This is a genomic window from Halolactibacillus sp. JCM 19043, assembly GCF_001310395.1.
Taxonomy (GTDB): Bacteria; Bacillota; Bacilli; order Bacillales; family Amphibacillaceae; genus Halolactibacillus; species Halolactibacillus miurensis.
Genome location: NZ_BAXD01000026.1, coordinates 1 through 14674, shown reverse-complemented (window position 1 = coordinate 14674; position 14674 = coordinate 1). Strand labels below are relative to the sequence as shown.

At 38.7% G+C, this 14674-nt stretch carries 11 protein-coding genes and 1 pseudogene; 6 read left to right on the top strand and 6 right to left on the bottom strand.

The genetic code is table 11. The features are described from left to right. Window positions 1-2 precede the first annotated feature (2 nt). Together JCM19043_RS11800 and JCM19043_RS11795 are read left to right on the top strand one after the other, a co-directional pair. The gene (locus JCM19043_RS11800) at window positions 3-1427 is read left to right on the top strand and encodes a PTS transporter subunit EIIC (RefSeq protein WP_062322746.1); all 1425 of its coding nucleotides are present in this window, start codon (window positions 3-5) and stop codon (window positions 1425-1427) included. Further along, window positions 1420-2448, top strand: a complete 1029-nt coding sequence (locus JCM19043_RS11795; protein ID WP_062322744.1) for a MupG family TIM beta-alpha barrel fold protein — start codon at window positions 1420-1422, stop codon at window positions 2446-2448. Before JCM19043_RS11800 ends, JCM19043_RS11795 begins: the two co-directional genes overlap by 8 nt. 80 nt (window positions 2449-2528) lie before the next feature. Here JCM19043_RS11795 and JCM19043_RS11790 read toward each other — a convergent pair whose 3' ends face one another. From JCM19043_RS11790 to JCM19043_RS11765, 6 genes are all read right to left on the bottom strand, one after another. Then, on the bottom strand, window positions 2529-4325 hold the full coding sequence (locus tag JCM19043_RS11790) for a heme NO-binding domain-containing protein (RefSeq protein ID WP_062322742.1): 1797 nt from the start codon (window positions 4323-4325) through the stop codon (window positions 2529-2531). 276 nt (window positions 4326-4601) lie between these two features. Continuing rightward, the gene (locus JCM19043_RS11785; RefSeq protein ID WP_197274803.1) at window positions 4602-4832 is read right to left on the bottom strand and encodes an MGMT family protein; all 231 of its coding nucleotides are present in this window, start codon (window positions 4830-4832) and stop codon (window positions 4602-4604) included. Window positions 4833-4910: 78 nt separating this feature from the next. Beyond that, window positions 4911-5444, bottom strand: a complete 534-nt coding sequence (locus JCM19043_RS11780; RefSeq protein ID WP_062322740.1) for a DNA-3-methyladenine glycosylase I — start codon at window positions 5442-5444, stop codon at window positions 4911-4913. Window positions 5445-5629: 185 nt separating this feature from the next. Continuing rightward, complete coding sequence (locus JCM19043_RS11775) at window positions 5630-6598, bottom strand: G5 domain-containing protein (protein WP_062322738.1); 969 nt, start codon at window positions 6596-6598, stop codon at window positions 5630-5632. A 64-nt stretch (window positions 6599-6662) separates the two neighbouring features. After that, window positions 6663-7112: a GNAT family N-acetyltransferase gene (locus JCM19043_RS11770; RefSeq protein WP_062322737.1), complete on the bottom strand. Its 450-nt coding sequence runs from the start codon at window positions 7110-7112 to the stop codon at window positions 6663-6665. 269 nt (window positions 7113-7381) lie between these two features. Then, entirely contained in the window at window positions 7382-8317 is a 936-nt protein-coding gene (locus JCM19043_RS11765) for a hypothetical protein (protein ID WP_062322735.1), read from the bottom strand. A 123-nt stretch (window positions 8318-8440) separates the two neighbouring features. Between JCM19043_RS11765 and JCM19043_RS11760 the strand changes: the two genes are divergently transcribed. The 4 genes and pseudogenes from JCM19043_RS11760 to pfkA all read left to right on the top strand — a co-directional run bounded on the left by JCM19043_RS11760 (window position 8441) and on the right by pfkA (window position 14603). Continuing rightward, window positions 8441-10690 (top strand): bifunctional diguanylate cyclase/phosphodiesterase, encoded by a 2250-nt coding sequence (locus tag JCM19043_RS11760; RefSeq protein ID WP_062322733.1) that lies wholly within the window; start codon window positions 8441-8443, stop codon window positions 10688-10690. Between the two features lie 21 nt (window positions 10691-10711). Beyond that, window positions 10712-11737 carry a TIGR00341 family protein gene (locus JCM19043_RS11755; protein ID WP_062322731.1) on the top strand — a complete coding sequence of 342 codons (1026 nt, stop codon included), beginning with the start codon at window positions 10712-10714 and terminating at the stop codon, window positions 11735-11737. Between the two features lie 74 nt (window positions 11738-11811). Further along, entirely contained in the window at window positions 11812-13533 is a 1722-nt protein-coding gene (locus tag JCM19043_RS11750) for a bifunctional diguanylate cyclase/phosphodiesterase (protein WP_062322728.1), read from the top strand. 112 nt (window positions 13534-13645) lie between these two features. Beyond that, window positions 13646-14603: pseudogene (gene pfkA / locus JCM19043_RS11745) on the top strand (6-phosphofructokinase). Window positions 14604-14674: the final 71 nt, after the last annotated feature.

Here is a 14674-nt window from a genome sequence, read left to right as displayed (position 1 = left end):
TAATGGCAACTAAAAATGAACAACTTATTGAAAAGATTGTAAATGCTGTTGGTGGAAAAGGTAATATCTCTTCTGCTACTAATTGTATGACGCGTTTACGTATGCGAATCCGCAATGATCAAGAGATTGATCATGAACAATTAAAAGATATTGACGGTGTATTAGGAGTAGTTAAAGCAGAAACCCTTCAAGTTGTTGTTGGTCCAGGAACGGCGAAAAAATTAGCGGATCTATTGATTAGTCAATATAACATACCGGCTGACCAATCAGCTGAAAATAACTGGGAAGAAAATAAACAAGCAGTGAAAAATAAACAAAAACAGTCGAAATTAAAAGGAGCACTTGAAACTATTGCCGGTATTTTTATTCCAATGATTCCAGCTATTATAGCGGCGGGGATTTTCCAAGGATTCAGTAGTTTACTCGGTACACTGATCTCAGAAGGAGCTATCGCTGGTCAGTTCTTTGAAGCTCTTCGTCTTATTTTCGCCTTAATCGGTACAAGTTTCTTAGGTTATTTCGCAATTTATACAGGTGTCAATGCAGCCAAACGATTTGGGGCTACTGAAGCTCTTGGTGGTATGGTTGGAGCCATGTCTATTGCTGGGCCTATCGTAGATTTATCGACATTATTTGGATTATATGATGCAGAACAGCCACTTAACTCTATTTTAACAACAGGTAAGGGAGGTATTATTGGCGTCATCTTTGGTGTCTACTTGTTAGCTGTTATCGAGCGAAATGTACGTAAGCGTGTTCCTGATGTTCTAGATTTAATTGTAACTCCTCTCGTAACACTTTTTACAACGGCATTGTTATTAATTTTTGTTGTTATGCCTGTGTCAGGTTTTGTATCGGATTGGTTAGTGGATGCACTCAGTCTCATTATCGGTTCTGAGAATGCTGTTGTGAGTGTGATTTCTGGGTATGTGTTAGCGGCTGTATTCTTACCGATGGTATTACTCGGTTTACACCACGGCTTAATTCCTATCTATGCGATTCAATTGGAAGCGCTTGGTGGTGTGTCGCTTTTCCCTGTATTAGCTATGGCCGGGGCTGGTCAAGTAGGTGCTGCGATTGCGATTTACTTGATTGCGAATAAAGTAGGGAACAAGCGGTTAAAACAAGTGATTACTGGTGCTTTACCAGCGGGTATTCTCGGCATTGGTGAACCACTGATTTACGGTGTCACACTTCCGTTAGGTAAACCTTTTATTACAGCTGGATTAGGTGCTGGATTTGGCGGGGCGTACGTGATGATGACAAATGTGATGGCTAACGCTTGGGGACCATCTGGTGTAGTGGCTATTCCTTTAATGCACCCAGATAAAATGATTCACTTTGCGATTGGTATTTTAATTTCTTACATTGCTGGATTCATTATTACTTATATGTTCATTAAACAAAAGGATATTCAAAATGCCTAAACGTTTAGGATTCTCCGTCTATGTTAGTCATTTTAATGAACAAAAATCATTTTTAGATACTATATCAGGTGAAGACGTTTTTGTCTTCACCTCTCTCCATATGAGTGAAGAAGTGTCAGCGACATATAAAAATGAGATTATGTCAATGTGTTCTTGGTTAAAATTAAGAGGATTTAAAGTGATCGGTGATGTTTCTCCGTCGTCTCTATCAACATTTAACGTTTCTTCACTTGAGGAATTACAAAAACTTTTACAGATTGATTACTTTAGGTTAGATGATGGCTTTAGCAAAGATGATGTTGCCACATTAACACTTGATTTTGTCTTTAATGCGTCTACGGAAATAGCGATAGCTAATCAGTTTAGCGAACCTATCCTTATGCATAATTTTTATCCGAGACCTGAAACGGGATTAGACCGCGAACAGTTTCAAGAAAAGAATAAAAAGCTAAAGAAGCAAGGAGCTAAATTGCTCGCCTTTATTCCAGGAGAATATAAGCGTGGCCCTCTTTATTTAGGTTTACCAACCTTAGAAGAACATCGTTTACTCCCAAGTTATATAAGTTACTTAGATCTCGTTAAGAAAGAGATGTTAGATTATGTATTTGTAGGAGATTTAAAACTTGATTGGAAACAGTATCAATTGATTCAAGCCTTTGAGAATACAGGTAAGATTGCTATTCCTGTTCACTTAGAGAATGAAGAACTGTATAATCAATCGTTTACTATTCGCACAGATTCTCCAAAACAGTTGTTGCGATTAAAGGAATCAAGACAATATGCAAAAGCAGGACCGACTATTGAACCAACAGAAGCTAAAGATAGATCGCGCGGAACAATTACAATGGATAATAAGCGGTACTTACGTTATTCTGGAGAAATTCAAATAACCAAAGCAGATTTTGAAAAAGATGATCGGGTGAATGTCGTTGGTCATATTGATGCGCCATATCTTCCGTTACTTGATATTATTGAAAATGGAGATATTATTACACTCATTCCAAGTGAAGATATAGGATAGAACAGTCATATAAAAACATCCTTCTAGATTTATAAATTAGAAGGATGTTTTTAATTAAATTCCATTAGGAGTGAGTCACATTAATAATGATACGTTTGTAGTTCTTGTTTAAAGGTTTGAGTTAATTGTTTAAACTGATCGAGTTCTTGTGAGAGTTTTTGAATCTCCATCGTATATGTTTGAACGCTCGCACTCGCTTCTTCGGTTGAGGCTGAGTTTTCCACCGCAATAGCGGCCAGTGATTCCATCGTTGTGAATAGTTGTTCGATGGCTTTTGTTTCTTGTTCTAACTGTGAGGTTGTGTCCATCATCTTTTCAGCAATGGTATCAATGGATTGATAAGAGTTTTCCGTTTCTGAGATTGCATCGCTCATCGTCTTTGTTTCAATTCCAATTGCTTGGAATTGATCAGTCAAATCGTTGACCATCACATCTAAGTCAGCTAAAAATGAGCCGAGGTTTGTTTGAATAGCTTCAGCAGCACCATTTGATTCCGTCGCTAATTTTCTGACTTCCTCCGCAACAACAGAGAACCCTTTTCCCATCTCACCAGCTCGGGCAGCTTCAATCGAAGCGTTTAAGGCAAGGAGATTCGTTTGTTCAGCGATTGACGTGACAACAGCGGTAATCTTCTCAATTTCTTTTCCTTTTTCTTTTAATGAAACACTTTCGTTTTTAACGCCTTCAAATACGCGTAAGGATTGGCCAAGTGCCTGTTTTGTTTGGTTAAGGTTAGAAAAGGCAGACTTGATTTTCTTCATTTGTTCAGTCAATAAATCACGGCTGTTTAATTCGGCAGCGGTAATATGTGTGATGGATGAAATATTACTCTCTAAGCGACTGACACCTTGTTCAGTTTCTTCTGCTTGTGTTGTACTTGTTGTTGCCAGTTCGTCAACAACTTGTCTAATATCGCTACTCGTTTCACTCATATTGTCTGAGATAGTGTTTAAGTCGAGACTAAAGTTCTCGAGTTCTTCTGTCATACTCATAAAGCTAATAAAATCTTCGCTTAAATTTAGTTTGTATTGGTTAATCGCTTCATGCAGTTGTTCGAGTTCATCTTGACCGCTTTTCATCGTTGTCGTCACGACAAAGGCTTTATTATTAAGATCTGTTAAGTTATCACGAACCGCTTTGATTGGTCGGATCGCTTGATTTATACCAATTAAACTAAACACTCCAAATCCGACAGGCAACAGATAAACGGAAAAATCGAACGTCTGTTGGAGAAAAGTTAACATAAACGCTCCAACCGTTAAGAAAAGGCTTACTTTAATATCAATTCTTTTAATAACGCCTAATGAAAGGAGTTGTGAGAAGCGATAAGTTTTTTTCTTTCTAATTTCATATGGAAAGGTAAGTTCTAGTACCATTTCACCTGGACGCCGTTCAGATTCTTTTACAGTCACGTCTTCGTTAAAGTGCGCTTGTGCACCAATCAGCAACCCGTGTAAATAATCGTACATATTACGTTTGGATCGATAGGTCAGTCTAGCTGTTTGCGGACCGATTACTTCTAAATCAAGGCCAGGTGGGTTAGAGCCCTTGATCCGTTTCCTTACTACTTGGTGGACATCATTCATTGAGCTAAGAAATTGAAATAAATTATCCTTTTTAAAGAATGAGCCAAACCCTTGATAGAAGGAAGTGATATTATCTTCACCAATTTTCAGCCAAAGATCCTCTGTCGATAGTTGTTGATCATGTGCGACACGGTCTATGAAGGTGAAAATTTTATCGTCTTCAATGTTGTCAATCGGGGAAATGGTTTTATTTGGATCAATACCTGAAGCTTCTAAGCGAGGGTGAATAAATTCTTTGGAATAGGCACGTGTTAACGTGTTAATCCATGTTTTTACGACTGTTCCTTTCATATTGTTCCTCTTTTCTGTTAAATACTAAAATAGTTAAGTCTATTCTATCAGAACTTTAGTAACATGTCGCATATTCTAAGTCGAAATACATGAAAAAATTACAAACAGTGTCGTGATTATAAGATAATCCCACTAATTAAACGAAAAAGGATATAAAATTCATCGTAAAATGTCATTATCATGTCATATGTCCTATCATAATGGGAAAGAAAAGAAAATTAACAAAAAACCGTCAACAAGCGTAAGGAAGGCTTGTTGACGGTTTTTCTTTTGTTATTAAGTTTCTTTTGTTTTAATGTGACCAGTTTCTGAAATGATTTGGCCCTCTCGTTGTAATTTTTGGATTTGTTTACGTCTGAGATCAGGGTCTTTAATAGAAATATGTCCGCCTTTTCCAACGACACGGTGCCAGGGGAGCGTCTCTTGTTGGCGTTTTATAATCCCGCTCACAGCACGGGCTGCGCGCGGCGTCCGGCGAGGACGGCCACATCCCCATAACTGATCCATTCCCCTGGTTTAGTATTCGACACGATGTTTATAACCGCTTGTTTAAAATCTGATGTCAAAAGATCACCACCTTACGTTCTAATTAAAATCACATGCCTCATCATGATCATTAATGAATCCCGTCGCTTGAAAAAAACTGTATAAAGTTGTTGGACCGACAAACTTAAAGCCATCCCGTTTCATCTGCTTGGCAATGTGCCGTGATATATCAAGGTCTAGACGCGGATCATTTAACTCAAAGTTCGGTAATTGTCTATTGATTAATACTAGTAAATAATCATAAAATGATTGATTTTTTTCTATTTGAACAACAACGGAAGCGTTCTGAATGACGGCTTCAAGCTTTTTCTTATGACGGATAATCGAAGCATCAGATAACCATTTTTCAATGTCGTTACTAGTAGCCATTGATAGTTTTTCTAAGTCATAATGAAAGAATACCTGTTTAAATGCCTCGCGTTTTTTCAAAACAGTTAAAAAAGATAGACCTGACTGCATCAATTCTAAAGTTAGTGATTCGAATAACAGATGTGTCGTTGTTTTATGCTTTCCCCACTCGTTATCGTGGTAGGTAATATAAAGCGGGTCATGGTTTACCCAGTGGCAACGCATAGGATCATCCTTTCTCATGAAAAACTATTTTAAACTACTCATGACACAGTAAGTTGTCACCTTATATTGCCCGGGAAATATCATAATTTGTCGGTTGTACTTAGGTTACTTCTTAAAGTATCTCATCCCTCTAAAAAAGCCCTACAACAATATGAGTGATATTTTGCAGGGCGTGTATAATTGATTTACTCTTCTGTTGTTACAGGCTTAGTTCCAATGTGAACAACTTCATCCTTGGGTTCTCTAGTGACTTCGCGCTTTATTTCTTCAGTTTTTATCAATGTGGTAACTTCGTAAGTCTCTTTATATGTGATGGTTAGAATACCATTTTCACCTTCAGTCACGAGTTTAATGACGCCTTCGTTAAGATCAGGGTTATTAATTTCAATCAATTTATGATAGATAATTTCAGTTTCTGTACGTGACTTCGTTGTGGTTTGAGGTTTCTCGTTCTTATCACTTGTTTCGTTCTTATCTGTTGAAGGTTTTTCATTTTCTGTTTTATTAGTATCAGCTGTTGAATCATCCTTGTTTGACGTCTCTTTATCAGATGTGCCAGAATAATTTGGTTTGTTAGTAGAACTTGTCGGTCGACTCGTTGTATTGTTATCTGGCGAAGATGAGTCATTTGTTTGCGTTGACTCATCTAAAGATGACACTTCATCTTCTTGTTCATCTGATAATTCACCTATATCTTCAGATAGGTAGTTCGGATTCACAAATCCAAAAACATCATCTGATTGAATCGAGACCCATTCAACGTCATCTTCACCATAATCAAATTGGTCAAAGGTTATGGTTGCCCCAACTAATACGTTGTCACCCATAAATAATGTTTTCACAATATCAAAGTCCGTGCTTGGTCCAGTACGTAAATTTAGTGAGGTGGCGTTAATGTACATTTCTTTTGTCGTCGTGAAAAGTTGCGCTGCTGCGGCATCATCCAACGGGAAGGAGAGTGGTTCTGTACTTGATTCTTGGTCTTCTATGGTTAGCGAGTCTGTTGGTTGATTTGGCACGAATACTTCTTTATGAGGTGCATCTTGTGACTCATAAAAACCAAAGGTTTGTTGCTGATTAACGATAATTAAAATAGCTAATATTACAATAGAAAGAATGCTGATTCCCCAAACAAATATTGATTGTCTTTTCATTTTTTTCTCCTTTGAATCGTTCCTATTCATTGTTAGTACTTAATGATTAGTCGTTATAGTTTTTTTACGAATAATAACCGGTCGCGAGTAGGGATACCATGTTCCGATAGTGGCGTAGGATAATGAGTGAAAAATCTGGTTCTATGTCTACTAATCTAAAGCCTAGCTTTTGATAAAAGGCAATATTGTCGATGCTTGAGTTAGCTGTACCAACGATCATTTCACGATAACCTTTTTGTTTGTAAAAATCGGTGGCTTGTTGAATGACGCTTTTACCGTATCCCTGATTTCTAATGGTCGATTTAATCGCTATGTTTTTTAATTCAACCGTGCGGGGCTTTGGAAAGGTAAAAAGACTAACGCCGATGATGCGTTGTTCGCGCTTAATTAAAAACAAATCCCCGTTGTTTAAATATTCTCTTACGAGTGCTTCATTTGGGTCTGCTTCAAGTAATAGGGGGAGATGTGGCTCCCGTAGATCTGTTGGGACCGCAATAATTGAAATAGAACTCATAAATCAACCTCCTAGACATTCTGATTAATTAAAGTGTATCATGTTTTCACTTTAGTTAGTAAAAAAATCCGAGAATTTATGAAAAATATGACTATTTTTAATGGATTAACATAATTTTCGTCCTGTCTATGAATGACTAGAGCTATCTTACGACTGCGCTTATAGATGGTTGATGGTCATAACTAAAAAACAAGAGCCCATTCGAGGCCCTTGTTACATTTATCTTAGACTATTCGTTTAATTTTTTGACATACTCTTTTAGCCGGTCATTAAAAGCGATCACGATGTTTTTTGGGAGATCTTCTTGTTGTTTTTTTTTGTTGTTCATCTTGCTGCAACAGTTTGATTGCTTTTTTTGTTTCTTCATTAATCTTATTATTTAATTCAGCGATTTCGCTCGCATAATCATCGTCGGTCGTGTCTTTAATAAACGTCCCATAAAGGTCGATGAGCTCATCACCTTCCCGCGTTGGAAAATGCTCATGAGGCAACGTGCTATCGAAGATCGCCAAGTCAAGTTCGCGAATAATGACCATGTCTAAGCTATCAGGATCAAACCCGCAGTGGTATACTTCGGTTTGATAGCCCTCACTTCGTGCGGCTTGGGCTACTTTTTTCAACGCCGTTGACTTTCCGGTACCTGCGCGCCCCTTAATAAAATAACGTCTAGATACATTCTCAGTTAACTTAGGAATGAAATCAATCGTACCATAAGCTGTGGTGGAGCCTAAGAAACGGTGGAAGGTGATTGGTTGACCGCTTTTTTCTAGATCAGTGCGAGGGGGAATATGTTCAGCAATAAAAGTTGTGACGAATTGATTAAGTAAGTTAAAATCAGTCGCTTGCTGATAAATGGCTTCTAAATCATCATGTAAAACGAGCCCTGATTGTAAAGCTTGATAGTAAGATGCTCTAATGTTTTCGTTAATAACTCTTACCGGAGTTACACATGCGCATCGTTTCGTCCGGTTAATAATGGCCACTTTTAACCGAGGGTTGAGCGGGTCGAGTAAGCACTCAATAGTATCAGGTATTGATGACTCTTTTTCCCACGCATGTAAAATCTCATCTAACATTCGACTTGCTTCATAACGTGTCGGTTCATTGATTTCAACAATTTTATCAATGCCCTGTAGTTGACTTGATAAAAAATCGCGTCTTCCTTTTGCTGTTTCAGCCGCATGAAAATAAATTAATGATGACAAATTAACGCCTCCTCTTTAAAATAAAACGATTGAACATGTCTAGTCTATGCAAGAAAAGGGTAAATGTTGAATAAGACAATTCATCTAGACCTAAGGATGAACAGAAAGAAGGAGGCGGGGTGAATGGTCAAACGATTAGCTATACTTAATATGATGAGTGTCGTTTTACTACAAATGATTTTCTTCATCTATCATGATCAAACAACGGTGAGACAATTTATCGGTACGTTTCTACCGCTCATTCTCTCACTCCTAGTGATTGTACAGATCATTCGATTAGTCAAAACGAAACATATCGATGATGGACCGTTTTGGCTGGCATTATTCATCGCTATGTTATTTTATGTTGGTTCTTATCTCGTGTGGGCTTTCGACTTTATTCAAGGACAATTAGTTATCTCGACGCCATTATCATTTAGCCTGTGGATCATGATTTACCCCTTTATGTTTTACGCTATCATTTATAAAATCATTCAATTACGCAATAAAGAACATGTGTATCAATATCTCTTTCACATTATTACGTTCGTTGTCATTGTTTTTGCGATTGTGTTTCATTATGTATTTGAACCATTTGTTGTCGTAGGTGATATGACACTTGTTCGCTTTTTAGTGTTAATCCTAGAGCCGTTGCTTAGTGTGTTGTTAATGATTGCGGCAGTGGTCTTGTACTTTTTAACGATTGAATCAGAAGAGCGGCGTATTCATCTGTTTTTCGTTTCAGGTTTTTTAACACAGGCACTCGCTGAAATATTTTATGTCTTTCAAATGGTTGAACAGAGCTATGTCGTCGGACAGTTTACTGACGTACTATGGGTGTTTGCTTTATTAAATTTTTTAGCGGGGACGTATTTATCACGTCAACGTCCAGCTGAGGTCAGTTGGCGTCTGCTTAGGCTCGTCGATCATAAAGATAGCATATTGCCGTATATTTGGATTATTGGCTTCACTGTCTTTGTACGTTTGGTCGTTTCACCTATGCTGAATGCTCTCTCAATTGCCGTTGTTATCTTAATGTTAGTCTTAATTGTTTATCAGCTACTCGTCGTTCGACGGAATACAGAATTATTAAATTCTTATGAAAAGATTATGTATTTAACACCCTTAACGGGGCTTAGAAATAGAACAAGTTTAATGTATGATTTACCGCATATATTACATCGCGTGAAACGACTCCGTCAAACACTCGCGCTTGTTGTGATTAATCTTGATCGGTTCAAAAATATTAATGATGCATTAGGACGTGAGTACGGGGATGTGTTAATAAAGGAAGTCGCAAATCGATTGGCATTGACTATTGATCGACATACTGTGCTCTATCATCTTGGCGCGGATGAGTTTGTCTTACTTATTTACAATAAACAAAAATCACACCTCGTCGCCTTAATAGAACAATTATTAAAAACGATCTCTGAACCTGTTGACTATCATAATAAGCAGATGAACGTCACCGCAAGTATCGGAGTAAGCTTTGCGCCAACAGATGCGACGAAGGCTGAATCACTGTTTCAAATGGCTGAACAAGCGATGCACCAGGCGAAATCGTATGGAAAAAATCAATATTTCTTCTTCGATCGCAGCTTAAAACAACAACTTGATCGGCGGTTACTAATTGAGAATGAGTTAAAATTTGCGGCGAATCGCGGCGAAATTAGTGTGTATTATCAACCAAAATATATGTTGAATCCAGAAGAGCTGGTTGGCTTTGAAGCGTTGTTTCGTTGGCATCATGAAACGCTTGGGTTTATTTCACCAGCTGAAGCTATCCCTATTGCCGAAGAGACTGGACACATTAATTTAATCGGATACTATATATTGGATGAAGTGATGAGACAAGTTGCTCATTGGCAACACGTGTACGATTTTTACGAGATTGTCTCTGTGAATGTATCGGCAGTACAATTAAGACAAATGGACTTCTATCCGCAAGTGAAATACTTATTAGAAAAACATGGACTGAAGGGTAAATATATTGAACTTGAGCTAACGGAATCAGTGATGATGGAATTAACCGATGTGTTGCCGAAGTTAGAACAACTTAAGTCATTAGGGTTAAGGATGTCTCTTGATGACTTCGGGACAGGTTATTCTTCTCTATTTATTTTAAAAGAACTGCCGATTGATACGATAAAAATTGATCAATCATTTGTGCGTACAATCGATGATACGCGCAGCGCAAATATTGTCAAAACCATTCTCGATATTGGGTCAAACCTAGGACTTCAAGTCATCGCAGAAGGTATTGAAGACACCGGTTGTTTAACAACGCTCACTGAGCTCGGCTGTCTATTTGGTCAAGGGTATTATTTCGCTCGACCGATGCCAATAGAAGAAATTGATCATTATATAAAAAAATATTATATCAAGACATAAGCCTATGAAGGGGGAATTGTTGTGGAATTACAAATGATTGAAATCTATGTCCCCAATAACGATGTAGAAACATTTAAAGAAAAAGCAGAAGCATTTAAAGTGATCAATGTCTGGCGAACGCGGACAAACGATCAAATTAGTTTATTTAAAGTGCTCGTGGAAAAGCAATACACCGAAGACATTTTAGACTTTCTTGAAACCGAGCATGAATTCTCTGAAGAACTTCATGCCTTTTTATATGATATTTCAACGTATTTACCGCGGGTTGACGACGAAGAAGAAGAAGAGACAAAGATAGCGTCCGGAGAAGAAGAGGAAGAAGATGACAGTGTTGAGATTACCCGGGCCAGTCGTCATGAATTATACAATGTAGTAGAATCGGCCAGTCACTTTAGTGTGAATTATCGCTGGATGCTTGTGTTATCGAGTCTTGTCGCAGCCGCTGGACTGATTAATGATAGCGCCGCTGTGGTGATTGGAGCGATGGTGATTGCGCCTTTAATCGGACCGTTTACCGCCCTTAGTTTTGCGGCTTTGCTTGGTGACTTAAAGTTAATGCACCGGTCGTTGTTAACATCGACACTCGGTATTATCATTCCACTCGTGATTGCGATTGGGTTTGGTCTTATTTTTGATGTGCCTTTATCAAGTACGGAATTTATTTCACGAACAGAAGTCAGTATTATGGATATCATTATCGCACTTGCCGCGGGTGCTGCCGGGGCTTTATCGTTTGTTAAGCGCGTCTCAGAAGCACTTGTAGGGGTCATGGTATCTGTTGCCTTACTCCCGCCAACCGTTGTCCTCGGGATGACGATTGGGGCCGGTGAGTGGGGAATGGTCATTACGCCGTTATTACTTGTCCTTGTCAATATTCATGCGATTATACTTTCTGCTATTTTAGTTTTCTGGTTGACCGGTATTAAACCGATTAACTGGAAAGAAGTCCAAGTGGCGAGTGTATCAAGAGTAGCCGCTCTTATTTTTGTATCCATCGTTATTGTCATCTTGGCGGTAGTTATTTTCTTCGTATCACAAAACGTTTAAAGCATGAAAAACATATCGCAAATTTGTGAAACCTCTGATACACTAGTCCTATCGACATAAAGGGGAGTCGCAAGATGAATCATATCAATAAAAAAATGAAGCGGGCGTTTAGTTTTTTTGCTGAGCACGTTGAATATATGTGGCACTTATTTTTAAAAACGAACGATGCTTTAATCATTACCGATGAGGATGAAGTCATCGTTATGGTCAATCCATCTTATGAACTGATGACGGGTTATACTTTCGAAGAAGCGTTAGGCAGACGACCTAATATCTTAAAGTCGCACTTGACCCCGAGAAAAACGTATCAACAAATGAAAGCAGCCTTAAAAGAGAAAGGCTCTTGGACAGGTGAATTGATTAATAGTAAAAAAGACGGCACTATTTTTCACGCCGAACAAACCATTACGAAAATCACTCACGAACAGGAAACTTACTTCATTGGGATTATGCGTGATGTGACAGATAAAGTGGAACGACAAAAAGAAATCCATCAGTTAGCGTATTACGACCAGCTGACCGGACTACCGAACCATTTATATGCGAAAGACATGATTGAAAGTCAGTTAGCGGTGAATGATTTACCGTATGCGTTTATGCTGTTTAATATTGACCGGTTTAAATACATTAATGATGGCTATGGGCATGATGCAGGTGACCGGATTATTTTAGAAATGGCGAACCGGTTGTCTGATCTATTTAACGATCAAGGATTGGTTGGACGCTTTAGTGGTGATACTTTTATTGTCTTTATTCAGAAAGATATGGATGAAGCACAGTTAATGAATGAACTGCAACACCAACTGCTCAAAATGAGACACCATCCGTTTGAGATTGAGAATGATGCGCTTTATTTAACGTTAAGTGGCGGGGTGCGTTTTTCAACAGAAACAACCATTTCCGTTGAACAGTTGATTAAACATGCCGAACAAGCGATGTATCAAGCCAAACAAGAAGGACGCAATACCATTAGACTGTTTAAGCAATCGAATTCAAGTGAGTTACTGACACGTCTAGGTTTAGTACATGAACTCAATCAAGCGCTCGAGCAACAGGCATTTATCGTCTACTATCAGCCGCAGTATAGTTTTAAACAACAAAAGGTGACCGGTGTTGAAGCTCTTGTACGCTGGTGTCATCAAGAGAGAGGGGTGTTAACACCCTTTCACTTCTTAAATGAAGCAGAGGAGTTTGGCTTACTTAGTCAAATTGATCAGCTCGTCATGAAACAAGCCTTTAGTCAGACGAAAACTTGGCAAGATGAGGGGTACACGGAGCTTGAGGTATCCGTAAACATGTCGTATCATTTATTCAATCAAGTCAATGTTGTGGAAGTGATGAAGCAATTGATACGTGAATCAGGCCTCATGCCAGAATCTATTTGTATTGAAATCACAGAATCAATCGCATTAAATCAAGTGACGCATGCGTTTGACACGATTAAAGCTTTTCAAGCTCTTGGGGTGAAAGTGGCGCTTGATGATTTTGGTACAGGCTATTCTAGTCTCAGTCAACTCAGAAACTTTACCTTTGACAGAGTCAAAGTCGACCAAGCTTTTATACGTGAGTCAACCGGTGAGGATATGGATGCGAAATTTGTGGAAGCGATTATTCATATGGCGAAATTATTCGGTTTTGATGTCGTCATTGAAGGAATCGAAACATTTAATCAGTTAGTCTTTGTAAGGAATAACTATGCGGATAAAGCTCAAGGTTATTTAATTCAAAAACCAGTGTCAAAAGAACAAGTTCAACTTGATTTAAAGTTCGATGACAGAACCTATCCTCAGTCGTAATAAGTAAAACGCATCTTGTGAGTGGGATGTTTTTTTCTTTTATATTTCGGTGTGAACGTGATTAATGAGGCATCGGAAAGGGAAAAGTAACAAAGGAAAGGGTGTGGATAAGATGAAAAAAATCGCAATATTAACCTCAGGTGGCGACTCGCAAGGGATGAACAGTGCGATTCGTGCGGTAGTGAGAACAGGTTTACATCATGGGCATGAGATGTATGGTGTGAGACGAGGGTTTAAAGGTTTAATGAACGATGACTTTTTTCAAAATGGCCTCACGAGATGTCAGTGATATCTTATATCGAGGGGGGACGTTTTTACAATCGGCACGATCGGAGACATTTAAAACGCCAGAAGGACAACAGGTAGCGGTTGACAACTTAAAAAAACGTGGCATCGATTATGTTGTAGTGATCGGTGGTGATGGGAGTTATCGCGGGGCACAGGCGTTAATCAAACACGGCATTAAAACGTTTGGCCTACCAGGGACGATTGATAATGATATTCCACTCACTGATTATACCATTGGTTTTGATACTACGCTGAATGTTGTTACAGATGCGATTGGTAACTTGCGTGATACGATGAGTTCTCATGAACGTGTGAGCGTGATTGAAGCAATGGGACGTCATTGTGGTGATATTGCCTTACAAGCCGGGATTAGTAGCGGTGTTGATGCGATCTTAATACCGGAAGTGCCATACAATTTAAATGATATTGCAGCAGAACTAAAAGCTGGCTTTGACCGAGGCAAATCTCACAGCATTGTTGTCGTCGCAGAAGGGGCTGGGAATGCTGAAGAAGTCGCAAAAGAACTTAAAGCGTTATCCGGTCTTGATACGCGGGCAACGATCTTAGGGCACATTCAGCGCGGTGGCACCCCGAGTGCGTTTGATCGTGTCTTTACGAGTCGGATGGGCCACCGGGTGATTGAACTGATTGATGAAGGCATTGATGGTGTCGCGTTAGGTATGGAGAAAAATGAGATTACTTATCATACGTTTGATGAGATTTTTGCGGGTGAAAATACAATCAATAAAAAAATGTATCAAGTGTTTATGGATCTTGTTTAACATCTTAGTATCAACGTTATGAATATATCTCAGGGGATATACGAAAAAGCACCTGCCAGTGGCGAGGCCAC

Excerpts from the sequence above, each read along its gene's own strand:
- JCM19043_RS11750 (WP_062322728.1), top strand. The coding sequence starts at position 11,812 with ATGAATCATATCAATAAAAAAATGAAGCGGGCGTTTAGTTTTTTTGCT.
- JCM19043_RS11800 (WP_062322746.1), top strand. The coding sequence starts at position 3 with ATGGCAACTAAAAATGAACAACTTATTGAAAAGATTGTAAATGCTGTT.
- JCM19043_RS11795 (WP_062322744.1), top strand. The coding sequence starts at position 1,420 with ATGCCTAAACGTTTAGGATTCTCCGTCTATGTTAGTCATTTTAATGAA.
- JCM19043_RS11785 (WP_197274803.1), bottom strand. The coding sequence starts at position 4,832 with ATGGATCAGTTATGGGGATGTGGCCGTCCTCGCCGGACGCCGCGCGCA.
- JCM19043_RS11790 (WP_062322742.1), bottom strand. The coding sequence starts at position 4,325 with ATGAAAGGAACAGTCGTAAAAACATGGATTAACACGTTAACACGTGCC.
- JCM19043_RS11760 (WP_062322733.1), top strand. The coding sequence starts at position 8,441 with ATGGTCAAACGATTAGCTATACTTAATATGATGAGTGTCGTTTTACTA.
- JCM19043_RS11775 (WP_062322738.1), bottom strand. The coding sequence starts at position 6,598 with ATGAAAAGACAATCAATATTTGTTTGGGGAATCAGCATTCTTTCTATT.
- JCM19043_RS11770 (WP_062322737.1), bottom strand. The coding sequence starts at position 7,112 with ATGAGTTCTATTTCAATTATTGCGGTCCCAACAGATCTACGGGAGCCA.
- JCM19043_RS11780 (WP_062322740.1), bottom strand. The coding sequence starts at position 5,444 with ATGCGTTGCCACTGGGTAAACCATGACCCGCTTTATATTACCTACCAC.